The sequence below is a fragment of the Streptomyces sp. NPDC002742 genome (assembly GCF_042888885.1).
GTDB lineage: Bacteria > Actinomycetota > Actinomycetes > Streptomycetales > Streptomycetaceae > Streptomyces.
Window position 1 is genome coordinate 139,812 of record NZ_JBIAQF010000002.1, and the last position, 21,567, is coordinate 161,378.

Genomic DNA, 21,567 nt, shown 5'->3' on the forward strand with positions numbered 1-21,567 from the left:
ATACGATCCGCCGTCATCGGGGACGGCCTTGGTTCGACACCTGAACTTGTGCCAAGTCACCGGCCTTCCGGGCTGTCGGTCGGCCATACCGCTTCCAGGCCGTGGTCGGTGGCGTAGAACAGGTACGGCCGCAACCCGGGGGCGTGTTCCAGGTCGCGGCGCAGCGCGTACAAATGAGCTGACCTCGCCGCCAGGAACGGTTGGGTGGCGAGCAGGCCCTTAAGATCCCCGAACCGCCAATCCACCCCCAGCAGCTTCCTTGCCCGTACCAGCAGCTGAACTCCATCGACCGGAATCCTGCCCACATAGACGTCGGCGGTTGGCGGCAGTTCTGGCTCCGGGTCGGGGGGCAGGGCGAAACCGGAACGCAGCCACACCTCGAACACCGGGGCAGCAACATCGAGGTCGACTTCGCCGAGACCGCCCAGGCCGGCCCAAAACACCGGGCCGCCGCCGTCGTCGCACCTGAGGAAGAATCCCCGATCGCCTTCTTGGCCGATCATGAGGTAGCCCGTGAGCCACTCGTCGATTCCGTAGGTCGTGTTGCGCTCCAGCAGGGATTCCAGGCAGTACATGACCACTCCACCGGCGACGACGTCGTCGGTGACCGACGCCAACCACCGCTGGTAGGCGGCATCCGTCCGGGAAATGAGTTGCTCGCCCATCTCCACCGCCGGCTCCTACCTGTCGTCACCAGGCGCGGGCACGCCTGCACCGGCTGGCCCCAACCCGACACCCCGGAATCCAACACCGTAGCCCGAACCGCACCGCAGGAGTCATCATCAAGACCCAGCCCCCGTCCACGGAGCGTTTTCAGCGTTGCCTCTCCAGGGTGAGGACGGCTTTGAGGACCGGGACGCCCTGGCGATCGCAGATGCTGATGATCCGGTGGGTGCTGGCCGCGATCAGGTCGTGGGACCGGCCGGGCAGGCCGGTGAGATCCACAGCACGTGTCCGGCCGGGTCCGTGACGACCTGGACGTTCACGCCGTGGCGGCGGTGTCTGGCGGAGTGGTCGGCGCGGCTGTCGCCGACGCGGTCGCACCCGGCGAGGGTGCCGTCCAGCAGGACAAACTCCGGACCGTTCTCCCGCAGCACCCTGAGCAGGCCGGGAGCCCGTGCTGCAAGGAGATCGACGACCGCCTGGGTGTAGGCGTGGGCGGTACCCACCGAGATGCCGGAGCCGGCGGCGATCTGCGCGAGGGTGTCGTGCTTGCGCAGGTACACCAAGGCGACCAGCGCGTGCGGTGGGAGCTTGCAGCGGCGGTCACCCTCACGGGTGACGATGAGCATCGTGACCCACTCGACCAGGGCGTGCGGCAGGTCGAGTGCGGCAGGATGGGAAACCAACAAGGCTCCTGTGCCGGTGGGTTGAGACTTCGGACACCTCCCTCAACGGCACGGGAGCCTTGTGCGTTGTGGCCTGCTCGCTGCCATCGCCGTCACCCGATCAGTGGCCACGCTGCAAATGCTCCGCGAAGACCTCCGGGAGGCGGCCCAGGTCCTCGGCCGTGATGGTGATGAGGCGCAGGCCGTGGTGGCGGGCCAGTTCCCGTTTGCGTGCGACCTTCGCCGCGTATGCCTCCTTGGTCATGAGGCCCAGGGCTTCGACGAATGTGCCGTCCGCCAGGCGCCAGTCCGCCCGCAGGCCGGTCGTGTTGAGTTCCGGGTGCCGCGGGTAGGCAGGCTCCGGTTCGTGGGCCACGCCCCGGTGGTGGAGGAAGTCGTCCACGTGCCGCTCGAACAGGGAGCGGCACAGGTGCCCGTCCGTGGCCGTGGTTGCCGTGCCCATCGAGGTGCGGACCCCGTCCGTGAGGAGTCCTGCGTGTCCCAGCCACTCCGTCCAGGTGCGGGCCGGGCGTGTCGGCCGCGTGCTCAGCAGGGCGGAGCCAGGGCGCGGCACCAGGAAACGGCAGAGCATCGCCTCGTCGACCCGAGCGCGGTCCTCGGACGGGACGCAGATACGGTCCAGTTGGGCGAGGGACGGCGGCCCGGAGAACTCGATCTCCGCGAGCCTGCGCAGCGCGTACACGATCGCTTCCGTCCACGCTCCGTCCGCTCCCGTGTCGCGCAGTACCCCGTTCCTCGCCAGGGCGCAGCAGCCGTGGCAGTAGAAGAGTCCCGGGCGTGCCGACTGGGAGGAGCGCCCGCAGAGCCGGCACGGCCCGCGCTCCGCCAGGTCCACGGGAGACCCGAACAGCGCCTCCAGGGCCCGCCGGTAGTACGGGTTCTCCGCCGCGTTGTCGATGAGCGGCGGCAGCAGGCTCCCCGCCTTCGCGGCAGGCGCCTCCCTGTCGTCGGGCTTCGCGTCGAGCCAGCGGCGGTGGGGTTCCGGGATCAGCCGCTGCGTGGCGGCCGTCACCCGGCTGGAGCGGCTGACCGGACTGATCCCGGTCGGTGCGACCGCGGCACGGAGGTTGTGCCGCTCCACCTCCTCGTGCGGCGCGCCCCATGTCACGAGCAGTGGCCGTACGCCGTGCCGACGCAGCAGCACCGCCAACGGCTCGGCGAGCGGCGCGGCGTAAACGGTGAGCGTGCCCGAGTCCGGGTCGAACCAGCCGGCTTCGGGAAGTCCGCCCCGCGACACCCCCGGCTTCGAGAGCCGGATCGACCACCTGCCTCCGCCGACGACGACCACCGCGTCCGGGAAGCCGCCGAGGGGCAGATCTTCGGGCGTGTCCACGTCCACCCCGTGCGCGCGCAGCGCGTCGAGTGCCTCGGTGCGCACCCGCTCGTCGACCAGGGTGAGCGGGCCGTCCGGCTGGTGGTACTGCCCGACCTCCACGCCGGACCCGTCCAGGACGAGGATCCGGGTGTGTTGGAAGACGGACCGGGTGACGGCACGCAGGTCACGGAAACCGTGTGGCGAGCTCCGGTACGCCTCCCAGGCGCGCAGGAGCGGCCGCGCCTCGGCGTCTCGGCGCTGCCGCGCGCGGTCAAGCTCGGTCTCCCGGCCCCAGGACCCGCCGGCGGCGCGGTGGCTCAGACCGGTCCGCAGCCGGATGGCGAGCCGTTCGGCGAGCGCCCGGCGCAGGCCTTGCTCGACACCGGTCGGGGCCGGCTCCTTCTCCGTGCACCGGTCGGCCTCCTGCCGATGAGCGGCCAGGTACGAGTCCACGAGGGCGCGCACGGTCTGACGCTCGGGCAGCAGGACCCGTACGGAACCGACCGCATAGCCGAAGGCCTTCTGCTCCGTCCACGACACCAACTCGTGGCGGCTGGGTTCCCAGTCCGCGTCGTCCTCGTCCTCGCCGTCCTCGTCGTCGAAGCGGTCATCGGCTTCGAGGTCGTGGAGTTCTATCCATCCGTGGCAGCCGACGGGCGTCCCGGCCTCCTCGGTGAGATCGCGGATGCTCTCGCTCGTGACGTGCAGCGCGCTGCTGTAGAGATAGCCCATGTGCCGGTCGAGAACGGACCTGCCGTGGTGGGGCGGGGCGGCGACCGACACGGCACTCGTGTCGTAGTCGTTGTCGGGCCGGGGGACGAGACCCACGCGTACGGGTATGACGGCATCGCACTTCGCCTTGGGCGGTGCCGGCCTGACGTTTTCCTTTTGCAGTCGGCCCAGGACGAACGTGCGCAGAGCGGGCACGGAGTCGTCGAAGACCGCGAACCCCGGGGCGAGGTCCTTCGTCGGATCACCCGGGATCATGAGGAGACCCGCGTCGGGGGCGTACTGGATCGTGTCTCGGGTCGGCATGCGCGGATTATGTCAACGGCATATGCGTCTTCCCGGCTCGGGGTGGGCGGATCACGTGTAGACCGTCGGCCCCATGTCTGGTCACCGAGTAGGGGCCTGCTCCAGGCTGTCGTCCAAGCATGGTTCGGCGTCTGACTGAGCTTCTTCGAGGTGGCCACCGATCGGGTGATGGCCGTGAGCCGCAACGGGCGAGGCCCCCGGGCTGCTGATCGAGATGTCTGACGTCTCAATCACGCTGCTCGGGGGCCTCGTTGGTTATCTATCCTGCCGCACTCGACCTGCCCCACGGGCTCGTGGAATGGGTCACCATGCTGATCGTCACCCGCGAGGGTGATCGGCGCTGCAAGCTCCGCCCGTCCCAGCGCGCGATGGTGGCACTGGTCTATCTGCGAGAGCACACCACCCTGGCGAAGATCGCTGCCGGGTTCGGGATCAGCGAGTCCACCGCCCACGCCTGCACCAGCACGGTCATCGGCCTGCTTTCTGAACGGGCGCCGGGTCTGCTGGGTTCGGCGGGCTGACCCGGTGTGCCTGATGGACGTCGTAGGCGGCCAGGCAGGCCAACGCGCCGCCGCGGTCGTATTCGTGGTTGACGCGCATCGCCCGGGCCTGCCCCGGCGCCAGGGTCGGGTGGCAGCGGCAGCGCGCCTGAATGGAGGTCTTCTCGTCGCTGGAGATGACGTACTCGTCCTCGCCAAGCGGTTCGCCGTCGAAGGTACGGGCGTACAAGTCCAGGACCCGCTGGGCCGTGGCGCGGAAGTTCGGGTCGCGGATGAAGATCCAGGACCGGTACTGCCAGGGCTTGAGCGCGTCCTGGTGCAGTCAGCGGCGCACCGTGGACGCCGAGACGGTTTCGATGATGCCGCGCGCGGTCAGCTCGGCGGCCAGTTCCGGGCACGACCACCGCGACAGCGGTGCCCCGGCCTCGGCGGGCAGCCGGCAGGCCAGCGCCTTGGTCTCGGCGACCTGCACGTGCGGGGCGCCCGCTGCGCTTGCGGTCGGCCGGGGCCGGCAGCCCGCCGTGGGCGAAGCGGCCGCGCCAGGTCCGCACGGTGTCTATGTGCAGGCCGGTCTCGCGGGCGATGCGTGCGTTGGAGCACCCGCGGGCCGCATGCAGCACGACGGTGGCACGTTGGCGGGCCTGGTGCTCGGTCTTGTGACCGTAGGCCGCCTTCTTCAGTCGGTGCCGCTCGGAGGCGGTCAGGACGATCGGACGGGCGGCGGCAACGGGCATGCAGACAGGCCGATCACGAGAAGTGGATCACGACGGGCCGTAGTCTGCGGCCCTTGGTCCTGCGAGCGTCGGGCAGGACGGCGGCCATGCCCACGGCCTCAACTTCAGCGGCACTCAACACAGGGGGCTCTGGGCTTTGGTGAGTTCCAGGCTCGCCTGCCACAAGCGCAGTCGGTCCTCGCTGTCGTATGCCTGGGAATGAGCGCGTGCGTCGCGGGTGCGGTCATAGAAGCGTCCGGTGGTACCGGCGAGTGCCGGATCGGTGACGAGCCGGTGGGTGGCGGTCACTCCTTGGTCCAGCGTGTCGATGCTGTGTCCGATCTCGGCGAGGACGATCTTGGTCGGCATGTAGGTGGCGGGGTGGAGGCTGTTGACCGTGACCTCGTCGGCGGGCAGGCGTGCGGCGAGTTCGAAGCCGAAGGTGATCTGGGCGAGTTTGCTCTGGCCGTAGGCTCGGATGCCGTCGTAGTCGCGCTCCAGCATCAGATTCTCGAAGTCGAGCGGGTGCTGGCCGATGGAGGCGACGTTGACGATGCGGGCCGGCGCTGACGCGCGCAGCAGCGGCAGGAGTTCGAGGGTGAGCAGGAAGCCGGCGAGGTAGTTGACGGCGAAGCGCAGCTCGTGGCCGTCTGCACTGATGCGGCGGGTGCGGCCGTCCGGATGCCCGCCGCCGATGCCGGCGTTGTTCACCAGGACGTCGAGTCGGTCCACCGACGCGCGAATCTCAGCGGCCATGCGGCGGACCTGGCCGAGGTCGGCGAGGTCCGCGGTCACGGTCCGGGGCCTGGATAAGCCGCGGGCCGCGAACTGGTCTGCGATGCGGTCGAGTTTGGCCTGGTTGCGGCCGTGCAGGATCAGGTCGGCGCCGTCGGCTGCCAGGCGTTCGGCCAGGGCCAGGCCGAGGCCGTCGGTGGCCCCGGTGATGAGGATGGCGCGGGAAAGGGTCATTGCTGGTCTCCCAGGTCGATCGCTGTGTCGGTCGGGGGTTGCGCGGCCTGCGTGAGGGTGGCCGTGAGGTCCTCGACGAGGTCGTCGCCCATGGGCTGGCGCGTGGCCAGGAGGCGGTACCACAAGGTGCCGAACACGATGTCCAGGACGGTGGACGCGGCAGGGCGGGGCGGCAGGTCGCCCCGTGTCCGGGCCCGGTCGAGGACGACCTGGAGCGCGTCGCGCCGGCGCTGCAGAAAGGCGCTGCGGAAGAGCTGGCCGAACTCCTCGTTGATCTGGGCCTCCGCCATCAGGACGCGCAGGATGTCGGCGACGCGCTGCTGGCGGCCGAGCCGGAACGTGTCCTCCAGGAAGGCCCGTACGTCGTCGGTATAGGAGCCGTGGTCGACGTTCGTGATGTACAGATCGGCTTTCACCGCGAGTGCTTCGAGGAGAACGTGGGCCCTGGAGGGCCACCAGCGGTAGATCGTCTGTTTGCCGCATCCGGCGCGGTTGGCGATTCCTTCGATCGTCAGGCCCGCGTAACCGGCCTCGCCGACCAGTTCGAACGCCGCGACCAGGATCGCCATCCGGCTCTCCTCGCTGCGCTTGCGTCCCGGGCGTGACTCCGGAGGGGGTTGCTTGTCCATGACCATGGAGGCTAGCTTAATTCGAGACGCGACGGTTCGAAATGAGGAGACGCCATGTCCCAGCGCACCGCCCTCGTAGTCGGAGGAACGTCCGGTATCGGGCTCGCAACGGCCCGCCTGCTCCAGGCACGTGGTGCCACGGTGCACATCGCCGGCCGCAGCAAGGAGCGCCTTGACGACCTCGCCATCACCGACGCCGGGCTGGTCGGGCACCGGGCCGACGCCGGAAACCCTGACGAGATGAGCGCCCTCGCCGAGGCGGCCGGCAGCATCGACTGGCTGGTCCTGGCGGCCGGCGGAAGCGAGGGGCCGGGGCCGGTAGCCGATCTCGACCTGACGATGCTGCGACGCGCGTTCGAGGCCAAGTTCTGGCCGCACGTCACCACGATCCAGGCGGTCCTACCGCACCTCACACCGGACGGGTCGATCACCCTGCTCAGCGCCATCACCGCGCGGACCGGCATGCCGGGCACCGCCGGCATAGCCGCCCTCAACGGCGCAATCGAGGCCCTGGTCAGGCCGCTGGCCGCGGAACTCGCTCCGATACGGGTGAACGCCGTCTCTCCCGGGCTCGTCGACACGCCCTGGTGGAACGGCCTACCGGAAGACGCCAAGCGCGAGTACTTCGCACAAACGGCCGCCACTCTGCCTGTCCGCCACATCGCCTCGGCACAGGAGATCGCCGAGGTGGTGGCCCTGGCCGCCACCAATGCCAACCTCACCGGCACCATCGTCGAGACCGACGGGGGCGCGCGTCTGGTCTCGCTCGGCTGATCCGCTCACCGCGCCGTCGGTGTTCTGCCCTGCCGCCTCACCTCGGCAGGGCAGAACACCGACGCTCAAAACCCGACACCGGGGTGGCCCCGGGAGCAGTTCGCGCTCGGCGAAGACCTTTCACAAGACCCGTCACGGCAACGACCGCGGGGTCGGTGGATGCAGCAGCTCCAGCCAGGACCACGACGGCAGTTCGACGTCCACGACAGGTGGCGGCAGGTCTTCGGGGTCGCGTTCCGGCTCGACGGCCGACTCGGCGCAGAAGCCCGCCCTGAGTACCGCGCTGATCGTGGTGAGATGCCCGTCGCCCGGCAATCCGTACGCCACCGTCGAGGTCCAAAATCCCGACGACCGTGAGGTGACCTTCATGGCGAGCACCGGCAGGTCGGAAAGGGGCCAGTGTCTGGCATCATGCCCTCGCCCGCACGCGTGGGTGAAACCTGAGAGCACCTGGCCAGCATGAACAGGCTTGCGGAGAGACATACTTGACGGCATGGATATACGTTCCATACGGGTCTGGTGCGGGGGAGGCAGCGTCCTGTGAGCGGTGTCGGCAGGGGACTTGCGAAGGTCGAGGTGAAGCTCCGCTGGGATCCCAGCCCCTGGGGGCAGCCACCGCGTCATCTCGACATCATCGCCGCAACCTATTCAGAGGACGACCCTCACGGACGCCCGGTGTACGTCGTCCACACCGAGAGCAGGTCTCCTGACGGGACCATCAACATGAGTCGCCACAGCGAGACCGGTCAGGGCTTCGGCTTCGTCGAGGTGATGGTCCTGGAGCTCGACCGGCTGGCGTCGTCCTATGCGCGGGTCGTGGTGGGTGTGGCCATCCACCAGGACCACGGCCTCCGAACCTTCGGCGACATCGCGAACGCGGGAGTGCTGATCGTCGAGGGCTATACGGAGCTGATGGCGCATGATTTCGCACAGGTCGCCGGGTCGACCGCCACGACGGTCGCGGAGTTCACCAGGGACGGCCTCGGAGGGTGGGCTCTTCGGGAGACGCTCCGCGGATTCGACAGCACGCCGACCGCTTTCGCCGTGGAGATGGGCGGCATCCGGCAAGCTTGATCGGCAGGACCCGGGGCGGATCCGGCGCCCCTTTGCCGTCCCGTCCGCGACGGTCGGCTCGCGTCCGCCGCCATCCCTCTCGCGAGTGAGACGAAACCCGCGAGGCCAGGACGTCGCCTTCCGCCGGCTCGTGCGACCTCCGCGGGTCGATTTGTATCGTGCTCGTGCGACCAGCTGTTTTCCGGCCGGACACCGGACACCGGAGACGCAGGGCCGCGGACGTCGGCAGTGAGACGGGAGCCGGGCGCGCGTGCGCGTGACTTGGCGGTGGAGTATGAGACGGTCGGCCTCGGCAGTGGCGCCATGGACGCCTTGTCACGATCGGCGGCAGGCCGCCGACGTTCCGGGACAGCCGGCTTCTTGACGCGAATGCTCCGTTGACACCTTCCGCCCCACGTGCTTGCATCCCGCCATGCCGTTGTCGGAACCGCTGACCCGCCGCCGCGCCGTGGACCTCGTCCGGGTGGCCGCCGCGCTGTGTCGGACGACCGGCTGATCACGCAGCTCCTCGCATATCTGTCGACAGCTGTGCTGGAAAAGCCAGTTGAGTAAGTGTCGGCCCCGTCCGCGGATGCCCGCGCCCCGCTCGTGCCGATCCCTCTCGTTCATCCCCCGTCATGACGAGGACCCGCCATGCCTTCACCCATCCCCGCCGGTCACCGCTACGAATCCGAGTACGACCGCCGCAGACTGCGCCAGTGGCTCGCCGGTGAGGCCAGGGCCGACGGGGTCACCCGCCGTCGGCTGCTCACCCTGCTCGCCGCGACCGCCGCCGGGACCGCACTCGGCGCCACGAGGCCTGCCCACGCCACCGACAGGCCGATCGTCAAGCCCCTGCCGCCCGAGTGGTTCATCGAGCGCGGCACCAACGCCGAGACCCGCTGGGAGGCGCTGCGCGGAACCGGCCACCACACCCCCAACGAACTGTTCTTCGTACGCAACCACACAGCCACGCCCGTGCTGGATGCCGACGACTGGCGGCTGCGGCTGTGGGGGAGCGGGCTGCGTGGCACCCCCGGTGAGGACCGGCCGGTGGAGTTCGGGTACGACGATCTGCGGGCGCTGCCGGCCGTCACCCGTACCGCCTTCGTCGAATGCGCCGGAAACGGCCGTTCCTACTACACGACACAGCAGGGCGAGACGGTCACCGGCACCTCGTGGACACTTGGGGCGGTCGGCGTCGCACGCTGGCGGGGGGTGCGCCTGGCCGACGTGCTGCGCAGGGCCGGCCTGTCCCGCTACGCCGTTGACGTGCAGCCGCGCGGCCTGGACGCCGAGTACGTCAGCGGCGGCGAGAGCCTGGGCCGGGTACGCCGTCCGCTGCCGCTGGCCAAGGCCCTGGATGACGTACTGCTCGCGTACGAGATGAACGGCGAGCGGCTTCCGTATGATCACGGTCATCCGGTGCGGGTGTTGGTGCCCTCCTGGGTGGGGATCGCGTCGATCAAGTGGGTCGGCGACATCGAGGTGTCCGCGCAGCCGCTCTACTCGCCCTGGAACACCACCTTCTACCGGCTGTTCGGCCCCACCTACCCGGAGGGCGGCAGTGCGCCGCTCACCCGGCAGGCCACGAAGAGCGCCTTCGAGCTGGCGAGCGGGGCCACGTTCACGGCGGGCCGCGGGCATGTACTGCACGGGCGGTCGTGGTCGGGCGCGGGAGCCGTCGCCCGGGTCGACGTCAGCACCGACGGCGGTGCCCACTGGCGGCCTGCCCGGCTGCACGACCGGCCCCGCGTCGGCACCTGGACCCGCTGGTCCCTCGGCTGGCGGCCCGACACACCCGGCCCCACCCACCTGCTGGCCCGTGCCACGGACACGGCCGGCCGGACTCAGCCGGACATCACCGTGCCGAATACACAGGGGTACCTGTTCGACGCGGTGGTGCGGCATCCGGTGAGCGTGGTCTGACGGACGGCAGCCCCGGCCAGGGCCTGTCACGCCGGAGGCGGGAGCCCCGGCGTACTGCCGCTGTTTCACCCGGTGCCCGGGCCACAGCCCGAGGCCGGCCGGGCACCGGGGTGGCAGGCGACCGAGCGGAGGCCCGGGCTGACCCGAAGGCGGCCTCTCAGGCTGAGGCGCGCTCCGCTTCGGGGGCCGTGGCCAGGTCCGCCACGGCGTCGAGGACCGCCTGTGCGCGGGTCCGCAGGTCGGCCGTGGGGGCGAAGCGGCCCTCCTCGTCGACGTACGACTCGATGGCCGGGACGGACAGCGTCCGCAGGGCGGGGCGCAGACCGACCCGGCCCAGTACGGGCTGGATCATCTCGACGGCGGGGGCGCCGCCACTCTTGCCCGCGCTGTAACTGACCAGCCCCACGGGCTTGTTCTGCCACTCCTGGTACAGGTAGTCGATCGCGTTCTTCAACGGGGCGCCGAAGCCGCCGTTGTACATCGGCATGACGAAGACGAAGCAGTCGCCGGCGGCGATCGTCGCGCTCCAGTCCTTCGTGTGCTGGTGGCGGTAGACGCCCGCCTCCGGGTGCTCCGGTTCGTCCATGAAGGGCAGCGCGATCTCGCCCAGGTCGAGCAGTCGGGTGTCGAACGCGTCGTGCTCTGCGGCGAGTTCGGCGATCCAGCGCGCGAGCGGGCGGCCGGCGGAACTGGGGCGCGTGCTGGTGGAAATGATGTACAGACGGGGCATGGGCATGGTCCGGTTCCTTCGTCCGAGGGAATGGCGCGGGTCCGTAGGAGGGACGTGACGGACCCGGGCCGGGCACGGGAACGGTGACGGGCCGTCGGGGAGAGGATTTCCGGGCCTGTCACCAAGTGATTGACGTGTCACCTAGTACCGTAGGGAACGGGATGGTGATACGTCAACCACATATGGGTAGGCTGACACCGTGAACGATGAGCCCCGCTGGTTGACGGATCGCGAACAACGCGCGTGGCAGGCGTACCGCCGCATGTTCCTGTTGCTGAACGCCCAACTCGCCCGTGACCTGGGCCGCGACAGCGGGCTGTCCGAGCCGGACTACGACGTGCTGTCCAGCCTGAACAGCAGCCCGGACCACCGGCGCCGGGTCAGCGAGCTGGCCGCCCGCATGCTCTGGTCACGCAGCCGCCTCTCCCACCACCTGAGCCGGATGGAACAGCGGGGCCTGGTGGCGCGCGAGGAGTGTGTGACCGACGGACGGGGCGCCGTCGTCACCCTCACCGACGAGGGGCAGCGGACCATCGAGACGGCGGCGCCTCTGCACGTCGAATCGGTGCACCGGTACTTCGTCGACCTGCTGACGCCCGAGCAGATCGACGTGTTCGCCGACATCGGCGAACAAGTCGTGGACAACCTCAAGCGCACCGGGGACAGCCCTTAGCTCCGCCCCGGCGGCCGGTCATGGCGACTGGAAGGCCGGCCGGGCTGATCCCGGTCGGCCCGACCGCGGCACGGAGGTCGTGCCGCTCCACCTCCTCGTGCGGCGTGCCACAGGTCACGAGCAGTGGCCGTACGCCGTGCCGTTCGGTGTCGTGTCCGTCGGTCGGTCACGATCCGTCCCCGCACGGACGGCGTGGGGGCCGGAGCGCCTCCGCCCCGGCCCCTGTCCGTTCCGCCCGCTCTACGGCTCGGTGCCCCAGACGAGGGTGCCCGCCACGTACACGGTCACCTTGGCCGCATCCGCGTAGGAGGTGTTGGCGCCCCGGCTGTAGTCGTTCGACTCGTCGAAGTTCGACCAGTCCGACTTGGCCATGCGCAGCTGCAGATCACCGCTGTCCGCTCCGGCCGCCAGCGAACCGGAGGTGAAGCCCACCTCCAGGTAGTGGTCCGCGCCCGTGCGGCTCGGGGCGACGGCGCTCACCGAAGTCCTCACCGTGGAGCAGCCGAGCTGCGCCCAGTCACAGAACGTCTGGTAGCCGGCGGAGGAGGACTCCCCGGTGAACCAGTAGCGGATGGTCACCTTGGACAGGTCGACGGCGCCGGAACCGCCGTTGACGAGCTTGAGGCCGGGCCTGATTCCGTTGTCACCGGTGGAGGAGTCGTTGTTCTTGTACTGCGCCTTGAGCCCCGAGGTGCCTCCTCCTCCGCCCGATGCCTTGGTGGTGGCGGACACCGACGCGGACGAGGCCGAGACGTTGCCGGCCGCGTCCTTGGCCTTGACGGTGTACGTGTAGGTGGTGGAGGCGGCGAGCCCGCTGTCGGTGTAGGACGTGGTGGTGGCGCTGCCGACCTTGGTGCCGTCGCGGTAGACGTCGTATCCGGTGACCGCGGTGTTGTCCGTGGACGCGCTCCAGCTCAGGGTGGCGCTGCTGCTCGTCGTGGAGCTGACCGCGAGACCGCCGGGAACGGTGGGGGCCTGCGTGTCACCGCCGCCGCCACCCGATCCGCTCAAGGGCGGGTTGGCGTTGGCGAGCAGCTGGCGGAACTGGGCGGAGAACCAGTGGCCGGCGAGGGGGGAGTTGGGCAGTGCCCCGGTGAGGTTGTTCCCGTTGCGCCCGTTCCCGGTGTACGTGGGATCGCACATCCGGTCGAAGCCCTTGCCCTCGTCGTTGTCGACGGCCTGGCTGGCCCCGTCGGACTCGCCCGGCGGCTTGGCCCACACGTAGGCGTCGATTCCGGTGTCGGGTGCGGTCGCCGGGCGCTCGCCGAGACCCGCCCCGCTCTGGTTGCACCAGTTTCCGGCGTGGATGCGCCGGTCGATGCGGCCGCCGTCCACGTAGGCGTCGACGCTGGTCGTCGGGCCGGGACCGGTCGGCCGGGCCGAACCGCCCCAGCCGTTGCGCGAGGTGTCGACGAGCATGCCGATACCGGCGTCGAAGCCCTGCGCGACGAGTGCGGTGCGCAGGCCCTGCGCGTACGAGCTCTCGTCGTCGTACTGGTTCCAGTCGATCCACTTCGACTGGCGCACCGTCTGCCCGTTGACCGTGTCCGTCACCTTCACGTACGGCTCTTTGGTGGCGGAGTAGTTCGCGGTGTTCACGATGAAGCCCGTCACATCGTTCACGGTGGCGCCGTTGGTGGTGGCGGCCTTCTTGAACTCCTGGGCCGACGGCGTGAGGTTGCTGTCCCAGCCGAGCCAGCCGTGGTGACCTGCGTCGATGTAGTTGTAGGCGTTGGGCAGCGCGCCGAGCTTGTGGAGGGCGTAACCGACGCCCTTCTCGTAGTTGCCGTTCGCCTTCATGGTGGCGCACTGGGTCGTGGAGCCCGCCGTGCCGCCGGCGTTGGTCACGAGGTTGGGCAGCGAGTCCGGCTCGATGAGGTTGACTATCCGCAGGCTCGCGTAGGCCGGGTCGGCGAGGATCGCCGCGATCGGGTCGATGTAGTTGCTCTGGTAGGTGGCCAGGTCGTCGGGACCGAGTTCACCGTTGGAGGCGAGCGCCGCGCAGTCCCGGCCCGGCAGGTCGTAGATGACCAACTGGACGAGGTTGGCGCCCTGCGCCTTGGCCGCGTCGAGGTGCGCCTTCAGACCACGGGCGTCGGCGGTGCCCTGGATCGCGGCCATCCGGTCCAGCCAGACGAAGGTGGGCTGGTCGGAGACGGCCGAACCGCCCGGCTCGGCAGCCGCCTTGGCCGACCAGTCGGGATTCACGTAGGCCTTCGCGCCGACGTAGGGATTGTCGAGTTTGGCGGCAGCGGTCGCGGTGGTCGGCAGGGCGGCGACGGACAGGGCTCCGAGAAGGGCGCCGACGGCCAGAGCGGCGGTCCGCTTCGGACCGCTTCGGCGCACGGTGGAGTCGGGTCTACGGGAAGGCATCGGCCATCTCCTGGGGAGAGCAGGCGGGTACGGTCGGCGTGCGGGGTCGCCCGGCGGCCACCCGGTGTGCCGCGGCTCGGGCACACCGGACGGAACTCCGCCGGACGGGCGTTGCGTTCAGGCATGACGAAGGTGCGACCGTGTGCGTCGCGCAAGCTGGAGCCGGAGGGTCGCCGAACATGAGCGCGCCGCGGCGTCGTCCGGACGTGCGCCCGGCGTTGTCGCTGCCGAGCTGGACGGTGCCCGGTCACTGATGTGACGGCGGGGACATGAGGGTGATGGTGGGAGCGCTCCCAAGGTGCGACGTGCGGACAGTGGATGTCAACACCTGTGCGAAAGATGGGTTGCTGACGCTTCGTCACTCATCGACCTCATGGCGTGGCTCGCTCGCGGGTCGTCCGTGTGCGCGCCAGGTCGCCGTGGGTGCGAACGCCCGGGTGGTCCGGGAAGCCTCCGGCGGGGAATCCGGAAGGCGGGTGCGTCCTCCATGGTCGGATGTGCGGGGGTGAGGCCTGAACCGGCGTATGCCCATGGTCGGCAGCTCCGCGGAGGAGCGCGATCGCCGCGCGAGGTATTGACGCGAACACGCTTAGTGGCTTCCATGTGCGCAGTCCGGCTTCGACGAGCCGGCCGTCGGGAGCGGGACACTCCCGACGGTCCGCGGGAGCCGCCATGCCGGATGCCCGTCCGCCTGCCCGACGGAGACGCGCGCCCAAGAATGGGAGCGCTCCCACCCGGAGAGGACCCCCACACCATGCGTCACCCACCCTCATTCCGCGTCAGGCGCGCCCTGGTCGCGCTCCTCACCGCGACCGTCGCGGCTCTCGTTCCGTTCACGGTGGTGGTGCCCGCTCGGGCGGCCGCCGCCCCCTCGTCCCCGTCGCCTGCGGCAGCCGCGTCCGGCGCCGGATACTGGCACACCGAGGGCCGCCGGATCCTCGACGCGCAGAACCAGCCGGTGCGCATGGCAGGCGTCAACTGGTTCGGGTTCGAGACGTCCAACTACGTCGCGCACGGGCTCTGGTCGCGCGACTACAAGTCGATGGTCGACCAGATGAAGTCCCTGGGCTACAACACCGTCCGCCTGCCCTACAGCGACGACATCTTCAAGGGCACCCAGCCCAACGGCATCACGTATGCCAACGGTCTGAACTCCGACCTGCAAGGTCTCAACTCGCTCCAGGTGATGGACAAGATCGTCGGCTACGCGGGCTCGATCGGTCTCAAGGTCGTACTCGACCGTCATCGGCCCGACTCCTCGGCCCAGTCGGCGCTCTGGTACACCTCCGCCGTCCCCGAGGCGACCTGGATCGCCGACCTCAAGGCCTTGGCGGCGCGTTACCAGGGCAACACCGCCGTGATCGGCATCGACCTGCACAACGAGCCGCACGATCCGGCCTGTTGGGGCTGCGGGGACACGAGCACCGACTGGCGGCTGGCGGCGGAACGGGCCGGCGACGCGGTCCTGTCCGTCAACCCCAGCCTGCTGATCTTCGTCGAGGGCGTCCAGACGGTGAACGGTCAGAGCACCTGGTGGGGCGGCAATCTCGCCGGGGTCGCCACCGCGCCGGTGCGGCTGAGTGTCGCCAACCGCGTGGTCTACTCGGCCCACGACTACGCCACCAGCGTCGCGCAGCAACCGTGGTTCAGTGACCCGTCGTTCCCGGCGAACATGCCGGGCGTCTGGGACAAGTACTGGGGCTACATCTTCAAACAGAACATCGCCCCCGTCTGGCTCGGCGAGTTCGGCACCACCCTGCAGTCGACGGTCGACCAGAAGTGGCTCGCGGCGCTCGTCGACTACCTGCGCCCCACGAACACCTACGGGGCCGACAGCTTCAACTGGACCTTCTGGTCGTGGAATCCGAACTCCGGCGACACTGGAGGCATCCTCAAGGACGACTGGCAGACCGTGGACACCGTGAAGGACGGCTACCTGGCGGCCATCAAGGCCCCGGGCTTCACCGGAGGCGGGGGTGGCGGTGGAGGCGGAGACACGACCGCGCCCTCGGCACCGACCGGACTGGCCGTGACCGGTACCACCGCGTCGAGTGTGTCCTTGTCGTGGAAAGCCTCCGCCGACGACACCGGGGTGACCGGTTACGACGTCTACCGTGGCAACGCCAAGGCCGGTGAGGCCACCGGCACGTCCTTCACCGACACGGGCCTCACCGCGGCGACCCGCTACGACTACACCGTGCGGGCTCGCGACGCGGCCGGCAACACCTCCGCGGCGTCCGCGCCGGTCGCCGCGACGACCGCGGGCACCGGGGGCGGCTCCAGCGGATGCACCGCCGGCTACAAGGTGAGCAGCGACTGGGGCAGCGGATTCAACGCCGACATCACGGTCACCAACACGGGCTCCACGACGACCAGGTCGTGGCAGGTCACGTGGGAGTGGCCGGGCAGCCAGACCATCTCATCGATGTGGAACGCCTCCTACAGCCAGGTGGGCAGGACGGTGACCGCGAACAACGCCGACCACAACGGCGCCATCGCGGTGGGCTCCTCCACCGGCTTCGGGTTCGGTGCGACACCGGGTGGCGCCGGTACGCCGGTCCTGAGCTGCCGGGCCGGCTAGAGAGATCGCCCGGGGCCCGTCCCGGCCGGACCGCGGCACGCCGCACGGTGCGGCCGCCGCATGGTGAGTCTCACCGTGCGGCGGCCCGCGGCCGAAGCGGGACACGACGTCCTCGCGACTCGTTTCCCGCGCCAGTGCTCACCGGCGGTACATCGAAGGGCCGCACGGGCTGAGGTGCTGCCCTTCGATGTACCCGGCCTCGGCTCACGCGAAGAGGAGGCTTCTGCCGGAGGCCGTGAGCCTCCCCCCTCTCATGCCAGGGCGAACTTCTGGGCGGCTGAGCTGTTGCAGTCCCAGATCTGGAGGCCTGTGCCGTTCGCGGTGGCGCCGGACGGTGAGTCGACGCACCGGCCGGTGACCGGGTTGGACATCGAGCCGTCGGCGTTGGCGACCCAGTTCTGGTAGGCACCACCGTTGCAGGTGGCCAGCTGGAGCTTCGTACCCGCCGCGTTGACACCGCCTGCGATGTCCAGGCATTTGCCCAGCGTGCGCAGGGTCTGGCCGTTCCACGTCCACTTCTGGTCGAGCGAGGTCGCCTGCTGGCAGTCCCACAGCTGGACCGCGGTGCCGTCTCCGCCGGTGTCGTCACCCGCCACGTCCACGCACTTGCCGCCCGGTCCGTAGATCGGGGTACCGATGGCGAAGTTCTGGGCGCCGGAGCTGTTGCAGTCCCAGATCTGGAGGCGTGTGCCGTTCGCGGTGGCGCCCGACGGCGAGTCGATGCACCGGCCGCTGGCCGGGTTCCTCAGCGAGCCGTCGGTCTGCCGCACCCATGCCTGGTAGCCGCCGCTGTTGCACGTGGCGAGCTGCAACTTCGTACCCGCGGCGCTGTTCCCGCCGGCGATGTCCAGGCATTTACCGAGGGTCTGGAGGGTCTGGCCGCTCCAGGTCCAGTGCTGGTCCTTTGCCGCCGACTGGCAGTCCCACAGCTGCACCGCGGTGCCGTCTCCGCCGGTGTCGTCACCTGCCACGTCGACACACTTGCCGCCCGGTCCGGTGATCGTCTGACCGGTCGTCGAACCACCACCGCCACCCCCGGAGCCAGGCCCCTTGTTGTAGACCGCCACCGAGTCGACGACCAGCTTGCCGCCGGAGACCGTCGACGCGTTCGGGCCCCCGCCGAAGGCGTCCGGGAACCCGCCGCCGATCGCCAGGTCGTAGATGATGAAGAAGGGGTGGTCGACCGCGTCGGCCCAGGTCGTCGCGTCCACCTGGTTGGCGTTGACGGTGAAGAAGTTGTTCCCGTCGAGGTAGAACCTGATCTGCTCCGGCGACACCGAGCGGTCGATCTCCGCCGCGTAGTCGTGGAAGCCGGTCTGGCAGCCGCCGCAGGCGCGTTCACCCGAGCCGATGCCGGTCGACTCGTTGCACGGCCCGCCAGGGTTCACGCCGCAGTGCAGGGTGCTGAAATCGGAGCTGCGGCCGTTGATGTCCTCCATGATGTCGATCTCGCCGGACTTCGGCCAGGTCACACCGTCGCGCAGCGGCGCGCCGAGCATCCAGAACGCCGGCCAGTAGCCCGCCCCGTTGGCGGTGGTGACGTTGGGCTGCTGGAGGACGGACTCGATACGTACGACTCCGCCGGCCGGGGCGCCGAAGGACGCCGACTGGGTCTCGACGCGGCCGGAGGTCCATCCACCCCGGGGGTCGGAACCGGAATGCAGCGCCTGGAGCACCAGATGTCCCTGGCCGTCGTAAGAGACGTTCGAGGTGCTGTTGGTCATGGTCTCGATCTCACCGGTACCGAAATTGCTGCCCGGCCCGGTGTCGTACTTCCACAGGCTCTGGTCGATGCCGGTGCCGGACGCGCCGTTGAAGTCGTCGCTCCAGGTGAGCGTGAAGCCCGACGGCGTCGGGGGCACTGCCGCCTCGGCGTTCAGCGTCCCGGTGACGGTGGCCGCCACCGTCATCACGGCGACGGGAATCAGAGTCAGCGCTCTCTTCCATCCGCGGCGCCGTGGTCTTGCAGAGGATAATTGCATGGGTCGGACCTCCGAAGAAAAGGCGTGATCGTGTTCGTCCGCCGCGCCGCCCCGGCGATCTCCATCAACGGTGAGCAGCGCACGCGCACTTGAGGATCTGGATGACGACGAACAGGCGAGGACCGGCACCCGGGCAGCCGTGGACGGGCAGGCCCACAGCAGGCGGCCGGGCTCCCGTCCCTTGGCCGGCGGACACACCATCAGCGCAGGTGACGGCTGGCGGGTGTTGAACCGTGTGGAGTTCTGTGCGGGGCGACGCTATTGGACCGGACCAATGCAGTCAAGGCTGTGCGACGGACCTCGACCTGGAGGGACGGATCGCCCTGGTTCTGTCTTCAGCGGGCGGTTCATGTGTCCTTGAGCCGTACTGGATCGGCTGGACCGCGATGGCGCCGAGCCGGGGTTCCCGATCGTGCTCGACGACTCGGAGCGGCAGCTCGACGCCCCGCACGCCAACCCCGGCGCGGCCACCGCCGCGTGCTCCTGCACGTCGGCGAATCCCGGATGCGCGAAGTCGCGGAATGGGCCGGGCGCCGCGACCCGGCTCCCGGGATCGCGGTACGCGGGTCTTCGGAGCCGCTCGACAGGTGCCGCCGGATCGGGCATTCCGTCGCTTGAAGTCCTGGCGTTCCGGGCTGAGTTGGGCGGGGGTGACGGCAGACCGCCGCCCGGGGCTGAGTTGACGGGGGCGACGGCAGACCGCCGCGCACCACTCGCTGGCATCCCTTCGCATGACGAGGCGGGCCGACGGCTGCTGCGCGGCATCGACCTCAAGCGGGACTGGCTCTACGCGAGCACACGGGCGATCGAGGTCGACAAGGCGGTCAGGCGCGACCCGCGCCTGACCGCGGCCTGGGATGTGTGGTCCCGCTGCGTGGCAGAACAAGGATTCAGGCGCTATTCCGACCCTGTCGCGGCGTACACGGACACCGACTGGAAGCGGGGCAGCGACGGCAACACCCGGCATGCGCAACGGGAGCGGGCCACCGCCATCGCGGACGTCATCTGCAAGCGCCGCCACCGTACGGCCGAGATCTGGCACACCGTACGGGCGCAGAAGCAGGCCGTGGACATCACTCGTCACCGCGACCGCTACACCGCCGGACTCCAGGCGCTGCGGATGTACCGAACCACCATCGCCGGGGTGCTGCGAACTCCGGCGTGAACGATCGGCGAGGGCGGGGCTTCCGCGTCCGCATGCCCTCCGCGACGGACATCCTTCCGGGGACGAACCCCTGATCTCGGATGTCCGTCGAAGGGGATCGAGCCCAGGTCCGGGCCGGGCCCTCACACGTCCGTGTCCGTCAGGCGAACGTCACGCGGGCCACGGGCGTGAGCCGTTCCTCGGTGAGCAGCGCCCGGCAGCGGAACCGCTGGATCTTGCCGCTGGGCGTCTTCGGCAGCACGCCGCGCGGCAGGAAGAGGCACTCCGCGAGCGCGACCCCGGCCTTCTCCATGGCCAGCGACGCCGCCTCCTCGGCGATGGGCCGGTAGTCGCGCGGGTTGCCCTGCGACTCCACCATCAGGACGAGCCGCGACCTTCCCGAGTCACCCGCGTCGACGACGGCCGCACACCCCTTGCGTACGTTCTTCAGGCTGTCGACCGCCGACTCGATCTCGGAGGCGTAGACCTTCCGCCCGCCCACCGACAGCATGTCGTCGGCGCGGCCCAGGATGTAGAGCTCGTCGTCCTGGACGAAACCCAGGTCGCCGGTCCGCAGCCAGCCATTCTGGAATCGGGCGGCCGTGCGCGCCGGGTCCGCGTAGTAGCCGTTGGCCAGACTCGGTGAGGCCACCTGGATCTCCGCGATCCCGCCGTTCGACCCGGCGCGGACGGAAACCCCGGGCAGCGCAAGGCCGTTGGAGACGAGCCGAGTGGCCTTCGGATGGTCGGGCGCCACTTCGATCACCGAGCCCTCGACGAGCGCGGGCCCGTCGAAGGCGAGTGCGGTCGGCGCCTGCGCCCAGGGCTTGCCGGTCACCGCGAGCGTCGCCTCGGCCATGCCGTACGCGGGCTGGAACGCCGAGTCGGTCAGACCGAACGGCCGGAACTTCTCCGTCGCCGTGGCGAGTGTGTCCCAGTCGACGCGCTCCGCCCCGATCACGGCGGCCCGCAACTTCAGCTCCTTGGGCAGCGAGCCCTGTCCCTGCGCCCGCGCCGCGAGGTACACGGCGGTGCTGGTGCCCGCCGTCATCGTCGCCCCGTACTCCGACATGTCCCGGAACCAGGTGCGCGGCGCCATCCCGAACCGGTCGGGCGAGGACAGCACGAAGTCGAAGTCGTACGCCCACGAGTACAGCAGGCAGCCGAACATGCCCATGTCGTGGGAGAGCGGGAGCCAGGAGGCCACGGTGTCCGCGCCCGGCCGGCCGCCCGTCAGATGCAGGATGATCTGCAACTGCTGTTCGATGGCACGGGTGGTGAGCGCGCACCCCTTGGGTGTGCTGGTGGAGCCGGACGAGTACTGGACGAACGCCAGGTCGTCCCGTCCCGGCGGGCTCGGCTCGACGCGTCCCGAGCCGCGCAGGGCCGACCAGCCGCGCACCGGAAGCTGCCGGGTCAGCTCCGCGGGGACCATGGCCGTCAGCCAGTCGTCGACGAGCAGGAGGGTAGGGTCCAGCCGCGCCGAAAGAGCGACGAGCTGCTCGCCGTACGCCTCGGGGCTCTGCCCTCGTGTGGGTAACGGGAGCGACGCCACCGCGCCGCCCGCGAGCCAGATCGCGAGCAGTCCGCGGACCGTGTCGGGGGTGTTGGTGAGAATGCAGGCGACACGGGTCCCGGGTCGCACACCGAGGGCGCGGAGCCCCGCGGCCATTCCGTGTGCGTTCCCGACGACCTCGCGCCAGGGTGTGTGGTCGAACGCGTCGCCGTTCCACTCGTGCAGTACACCGTGCGAGGCACCGTCGGTCAGGGCGCTGAAGAACTCCATGTACGTGTTTCCCCGTCTCTCGTCTTGTTCGG

Annotated in this window: 17 protein-coding genes and 3 pseudogenes; 8 read left to right on the plus strand and 12 right to left on the minus strand. The window is 69.9% G+C overall.

Features of this window, described 5'->3' with window-relative positions:
* Positions 1-56: 56 nt before the first annotated feature.
* From ACFYW8_RS03370 to ACFYW8_RS03380, 3 genes and pseudogenes are all read right to left on the minus strand, one after another.
* Complete coding sequence (locus ACFYW8_RS03370) at positions 57-671, minus strand: hypothetical protein (protein WP_389067041.1); 615 nt, start codon at positions 669-671, stop codon at positions 57-59.
* Positions 672-846: 175 nt separating this feature from the next.
* Positions 847-1,349 (minus strand): annotated as a pseudogene (locus ACFYW8_RS03375) (transposase family protein); the annotation flags it as partial.
* Positions 1,350-1,449: 100 nt separating this feature from the next.
* Positions 1,450-3,699, minus strand: coding sequence for a hypothetical protein (locus ACFYW8_RS03380; protein ID WP_389067044.1), 2,250 nt, complete (start codon positions 3,697-3,699; stop codon positions 1,450-1,452).
* Between the two features lie 251 nt (positions 3,700-3,950).
* On the opposite strand from ACFYW8_RS03380, the pseudogene ACFYW8_RS03385 reads away from it, so the two are divergent.
* A pseudogene (locus ACFYW8_RS03385) lies at positions 3,951-4,205 on the plus strand (transposase family protein); the annotation flags it as partial.
* A gap of 316 nt (positions 4,206-4,521) precedes the next feature.
* Here ACFYW8_RS03385 and ACFYW8_RS03390 read toward each other — a convergent pair.
* From ACFYW8_RS03390 to ACFYW8_RS03405, 4 genes and pseudogenes are all read right to left on the minus strand, one after another.
* A complete protein-coding gene (locus ACFYW8_RS03390) occupies positions 4,522-4,671 on the minus strand; it encodes a hypothetical protein (protein ID WP_389068161.1) in 150 nt (49 codons plus the stop codon).
* Between the two features lie 58 nt (positions 4,672-4,729).
* A pseudogene (locus ACFYW8_RS03395) lies at positions 4,730-4,933 on the minus strand (helix-turn-helix domain-containing protein); the annotation flags it as partial.
* A gap of 114 nt (positions 4,934-5,047) precedes the next feature.
* Positions 5,048-5,881 (minus strand): SDR family NAD(P)-dependent oxidoreductase, encoded by an 834-nt coding sequence (locus tag ACFYW8_RS03400; protein ID WP_389067047.1) that lies wholly within the window; start codon positions 5,879-5,881, stop codon positions 5,048-5,050.
* On the minus strand, positions 5,878-6,510 hold the full coding sequence (locus tag ACFYW8_RS03405; RefSeq protein ID WP_389067052.1) for a TetR/AcrR family transcriptional regulator: 633 nt from the start codon (positions 6,508-6,510) through the stop codon (positions 5,878-5,880). Before ACFYW8_RS03405 ends, ACFYW8_RS03400 begins: the two co-directional genes overlap by 4 nt.
* A 54-nt stretch (positions 6,511-6,564) precedes the next feature.
* Between ACFYW8_RS03405 and ACFYW8_RS03410 the strand changes: the two genes are divergently transcribed.
* A complete protein-coding gene (locus ACFYW8_RS03410; RefSeq protein ID WP_389067055.1) occupies positions 6,565-7,284 on the plus strand; it encodes an SDR family oxidoreductase in 720 nt (239 codons plus the stop codon).
* A 132-nt stretch (positions 7,285-7,416) separates the two neighbouring features.
* On the opposite strand, the gene ACFYW8_RS03415 is transcribed toward ACFYW8_RS03410, so the two are convergent.
* Positions 7,417-7,653, minus strand: coding sequence for a hypothetical protein (locus tag ACFYW8_RS03415; protein WP_389067058.1), 237 nt, complete (start codon positions 7,651-7,653; stop codon positions 7,417-7,419).
* A gap of 150 nt (positions 7,654-7,803) precedes the next feature.
* On the opposite strand from ACFYW8_RS03415, the gene ACFYW8_RS03420 reads away from it, so the two are divergent.
* The 3 genes from ACFYW8_RS03420 to ACFYW8_RS03430 all read left to right on the plus strand — a co-directional run bounded on the left by ACFYW8_RS03420 (position 7,804) and on the right by ACFYW8_RS03430 (position 10,266).
* The gene (locus ACFYW8_RS03420; RefSeq protein WP_365873913.1) at positions 7,804-8,358 is read left to right on the plus strand and encodes a TerD family protein; all 555 of its coding nucleotides are present in this window, start codon (positions 7,804-7,806) and stop codon (positions 8,356-8,358) included.
* Between the two features lie 412 nt (positions 8,359-8,770).
* On the plus strand, positions 8,771-8,854 hold the full coding sequence (locus tag ACFYW8_RS03425; RefSeq protein ID WP_354775551.1) for a putative leader peptide: 84 nt from the start codon (positions 8,771-8,773) through the stop codon (positions 8,852-8,854).
* 137 nt (positions 8,855-8,991) lie between these two features.
* A complete protein-coding gene (locus ACFYW8_RS03430; protein WP_389067063.1) occupies positions 8,992-10,266 on the plus strand; it encodes a sulfite oxidase in 1,275 nt (424 codons plus the stop codon).
* A 157-nt stretch (positions 10,267-10,423) separates the two neighbouring features.
* Here ACFYW8_RS03430 and ACFYW8_RS03435 read toward each other — a convergent pair whose 3' ends face one another.
* A complete protein-coding gene (locus ACFYW8_RS03435) occupies positions 10,424-11,002 on the minus strand; it encodes an NADPH-dependent FMN reductase (RefSeq protein ID WP_365873909.1) in 579 nt (192 codons plus the stop codon).
* A 193-nt stretch (positions 11,003-11,195) separates the two neighbouring features.
* Between ACFYW8_RS03435 and ACFYW8_RS03440 the strand changes: the two genes are divergently transcribed.
* Positions 11,196-11,669 (plus strand): MarR family winged helix-turn-helix transcriptional regulator, encoded by a 474-nt coding sequence (locus ACFYW8_RS03440; protein WP_389067068.1) that lies wholly within the window; start codon positions 11,196-11,198, stop codon positions 11,667-11,669.
* Positions 11,670-11,909: 240 nt separating this feature from the next.
* Here ACFYW8_RS03440 and ACFYW8_RS03445 read toward each other — a convergent pair whose 3' ends face one another.
* Positions 11,910-14,042, minus strand: a complete 2,133-nt coding sequence (locus ACFYW8_RS03445; RefSeq protein ID WP_389067072.1) for a glycoside hydrolase family 6 protein — start codon at positions 14,040-14,042, stop codon at positions 11,910-11,912.
* Positions 14,043-14,796: 754 nt separating this feature from the next.
* Between ACFYW8_RS03445 and ACFYW8_RS03450 the strand changes: the two genes are divergently transcribed.
* A complete protein-coding gene (locus tag ACFYW8_RS03450) occupies positions 14,797-16,623 on the plus strand; it encodes a cellulase family glycosylhydrolase (protein WP_389067076.1) in 1,827 nt (608 codons plus the stop codon).
* Positions 16,624-16,874: 251 nt separating this feature from the next.
* Here ACFYW8_RS03450 and ACFYW8_RS03455 read toward each other — a convergent pair whose 3' ends face one another.
* The gene (locus tag ACFYW8_RS03455; RefSeq protein WP_389067079.1) at positions 16,875-18,533 is read right to left on the minus strand and encodes a ricin-type beta-trefoil lectin domain protein; all 1,659 of its coding nucleotides are present in this window, start codon (positions 18,531-18,533) and stop codon (positions 16,875-16,877) included.
* 751 nt (positions 18,534-19,284) lie between these two features.
* Here ACFYW8_RS03455 and ACFYW8_RS03460 point away from each other — a divergent pair.
* Positions 19,285-19,770, plus strand: coding sequence for a hypothetical protein (locus ACFYW8_RS03460; protein ID WP_389067083.1), 486 nt, complete (start codon positions 19,285-19,287; stop codon positions 19,768-19,770).
* A gap of 139 nt (positions 19,771-19,909) precedes the next feature.
* On the opposite strand, the gene ACFYW8_RS03465 is transcribed toward ACFYW8_RS03460, so the two are convergent.
* Positions 19,910-21,535, minus strand: a complete 1,626-nt coding sequence (locus tag ACFYW8_RS03465; RefSeq protein WP_365873895.1) for an AMP-binding protein — start codon at positions 21,533-21,535, stop codon at positions 19,910-19,912.
* Positions 21,536-21,567: the final 32 nt, after the last annotated feature.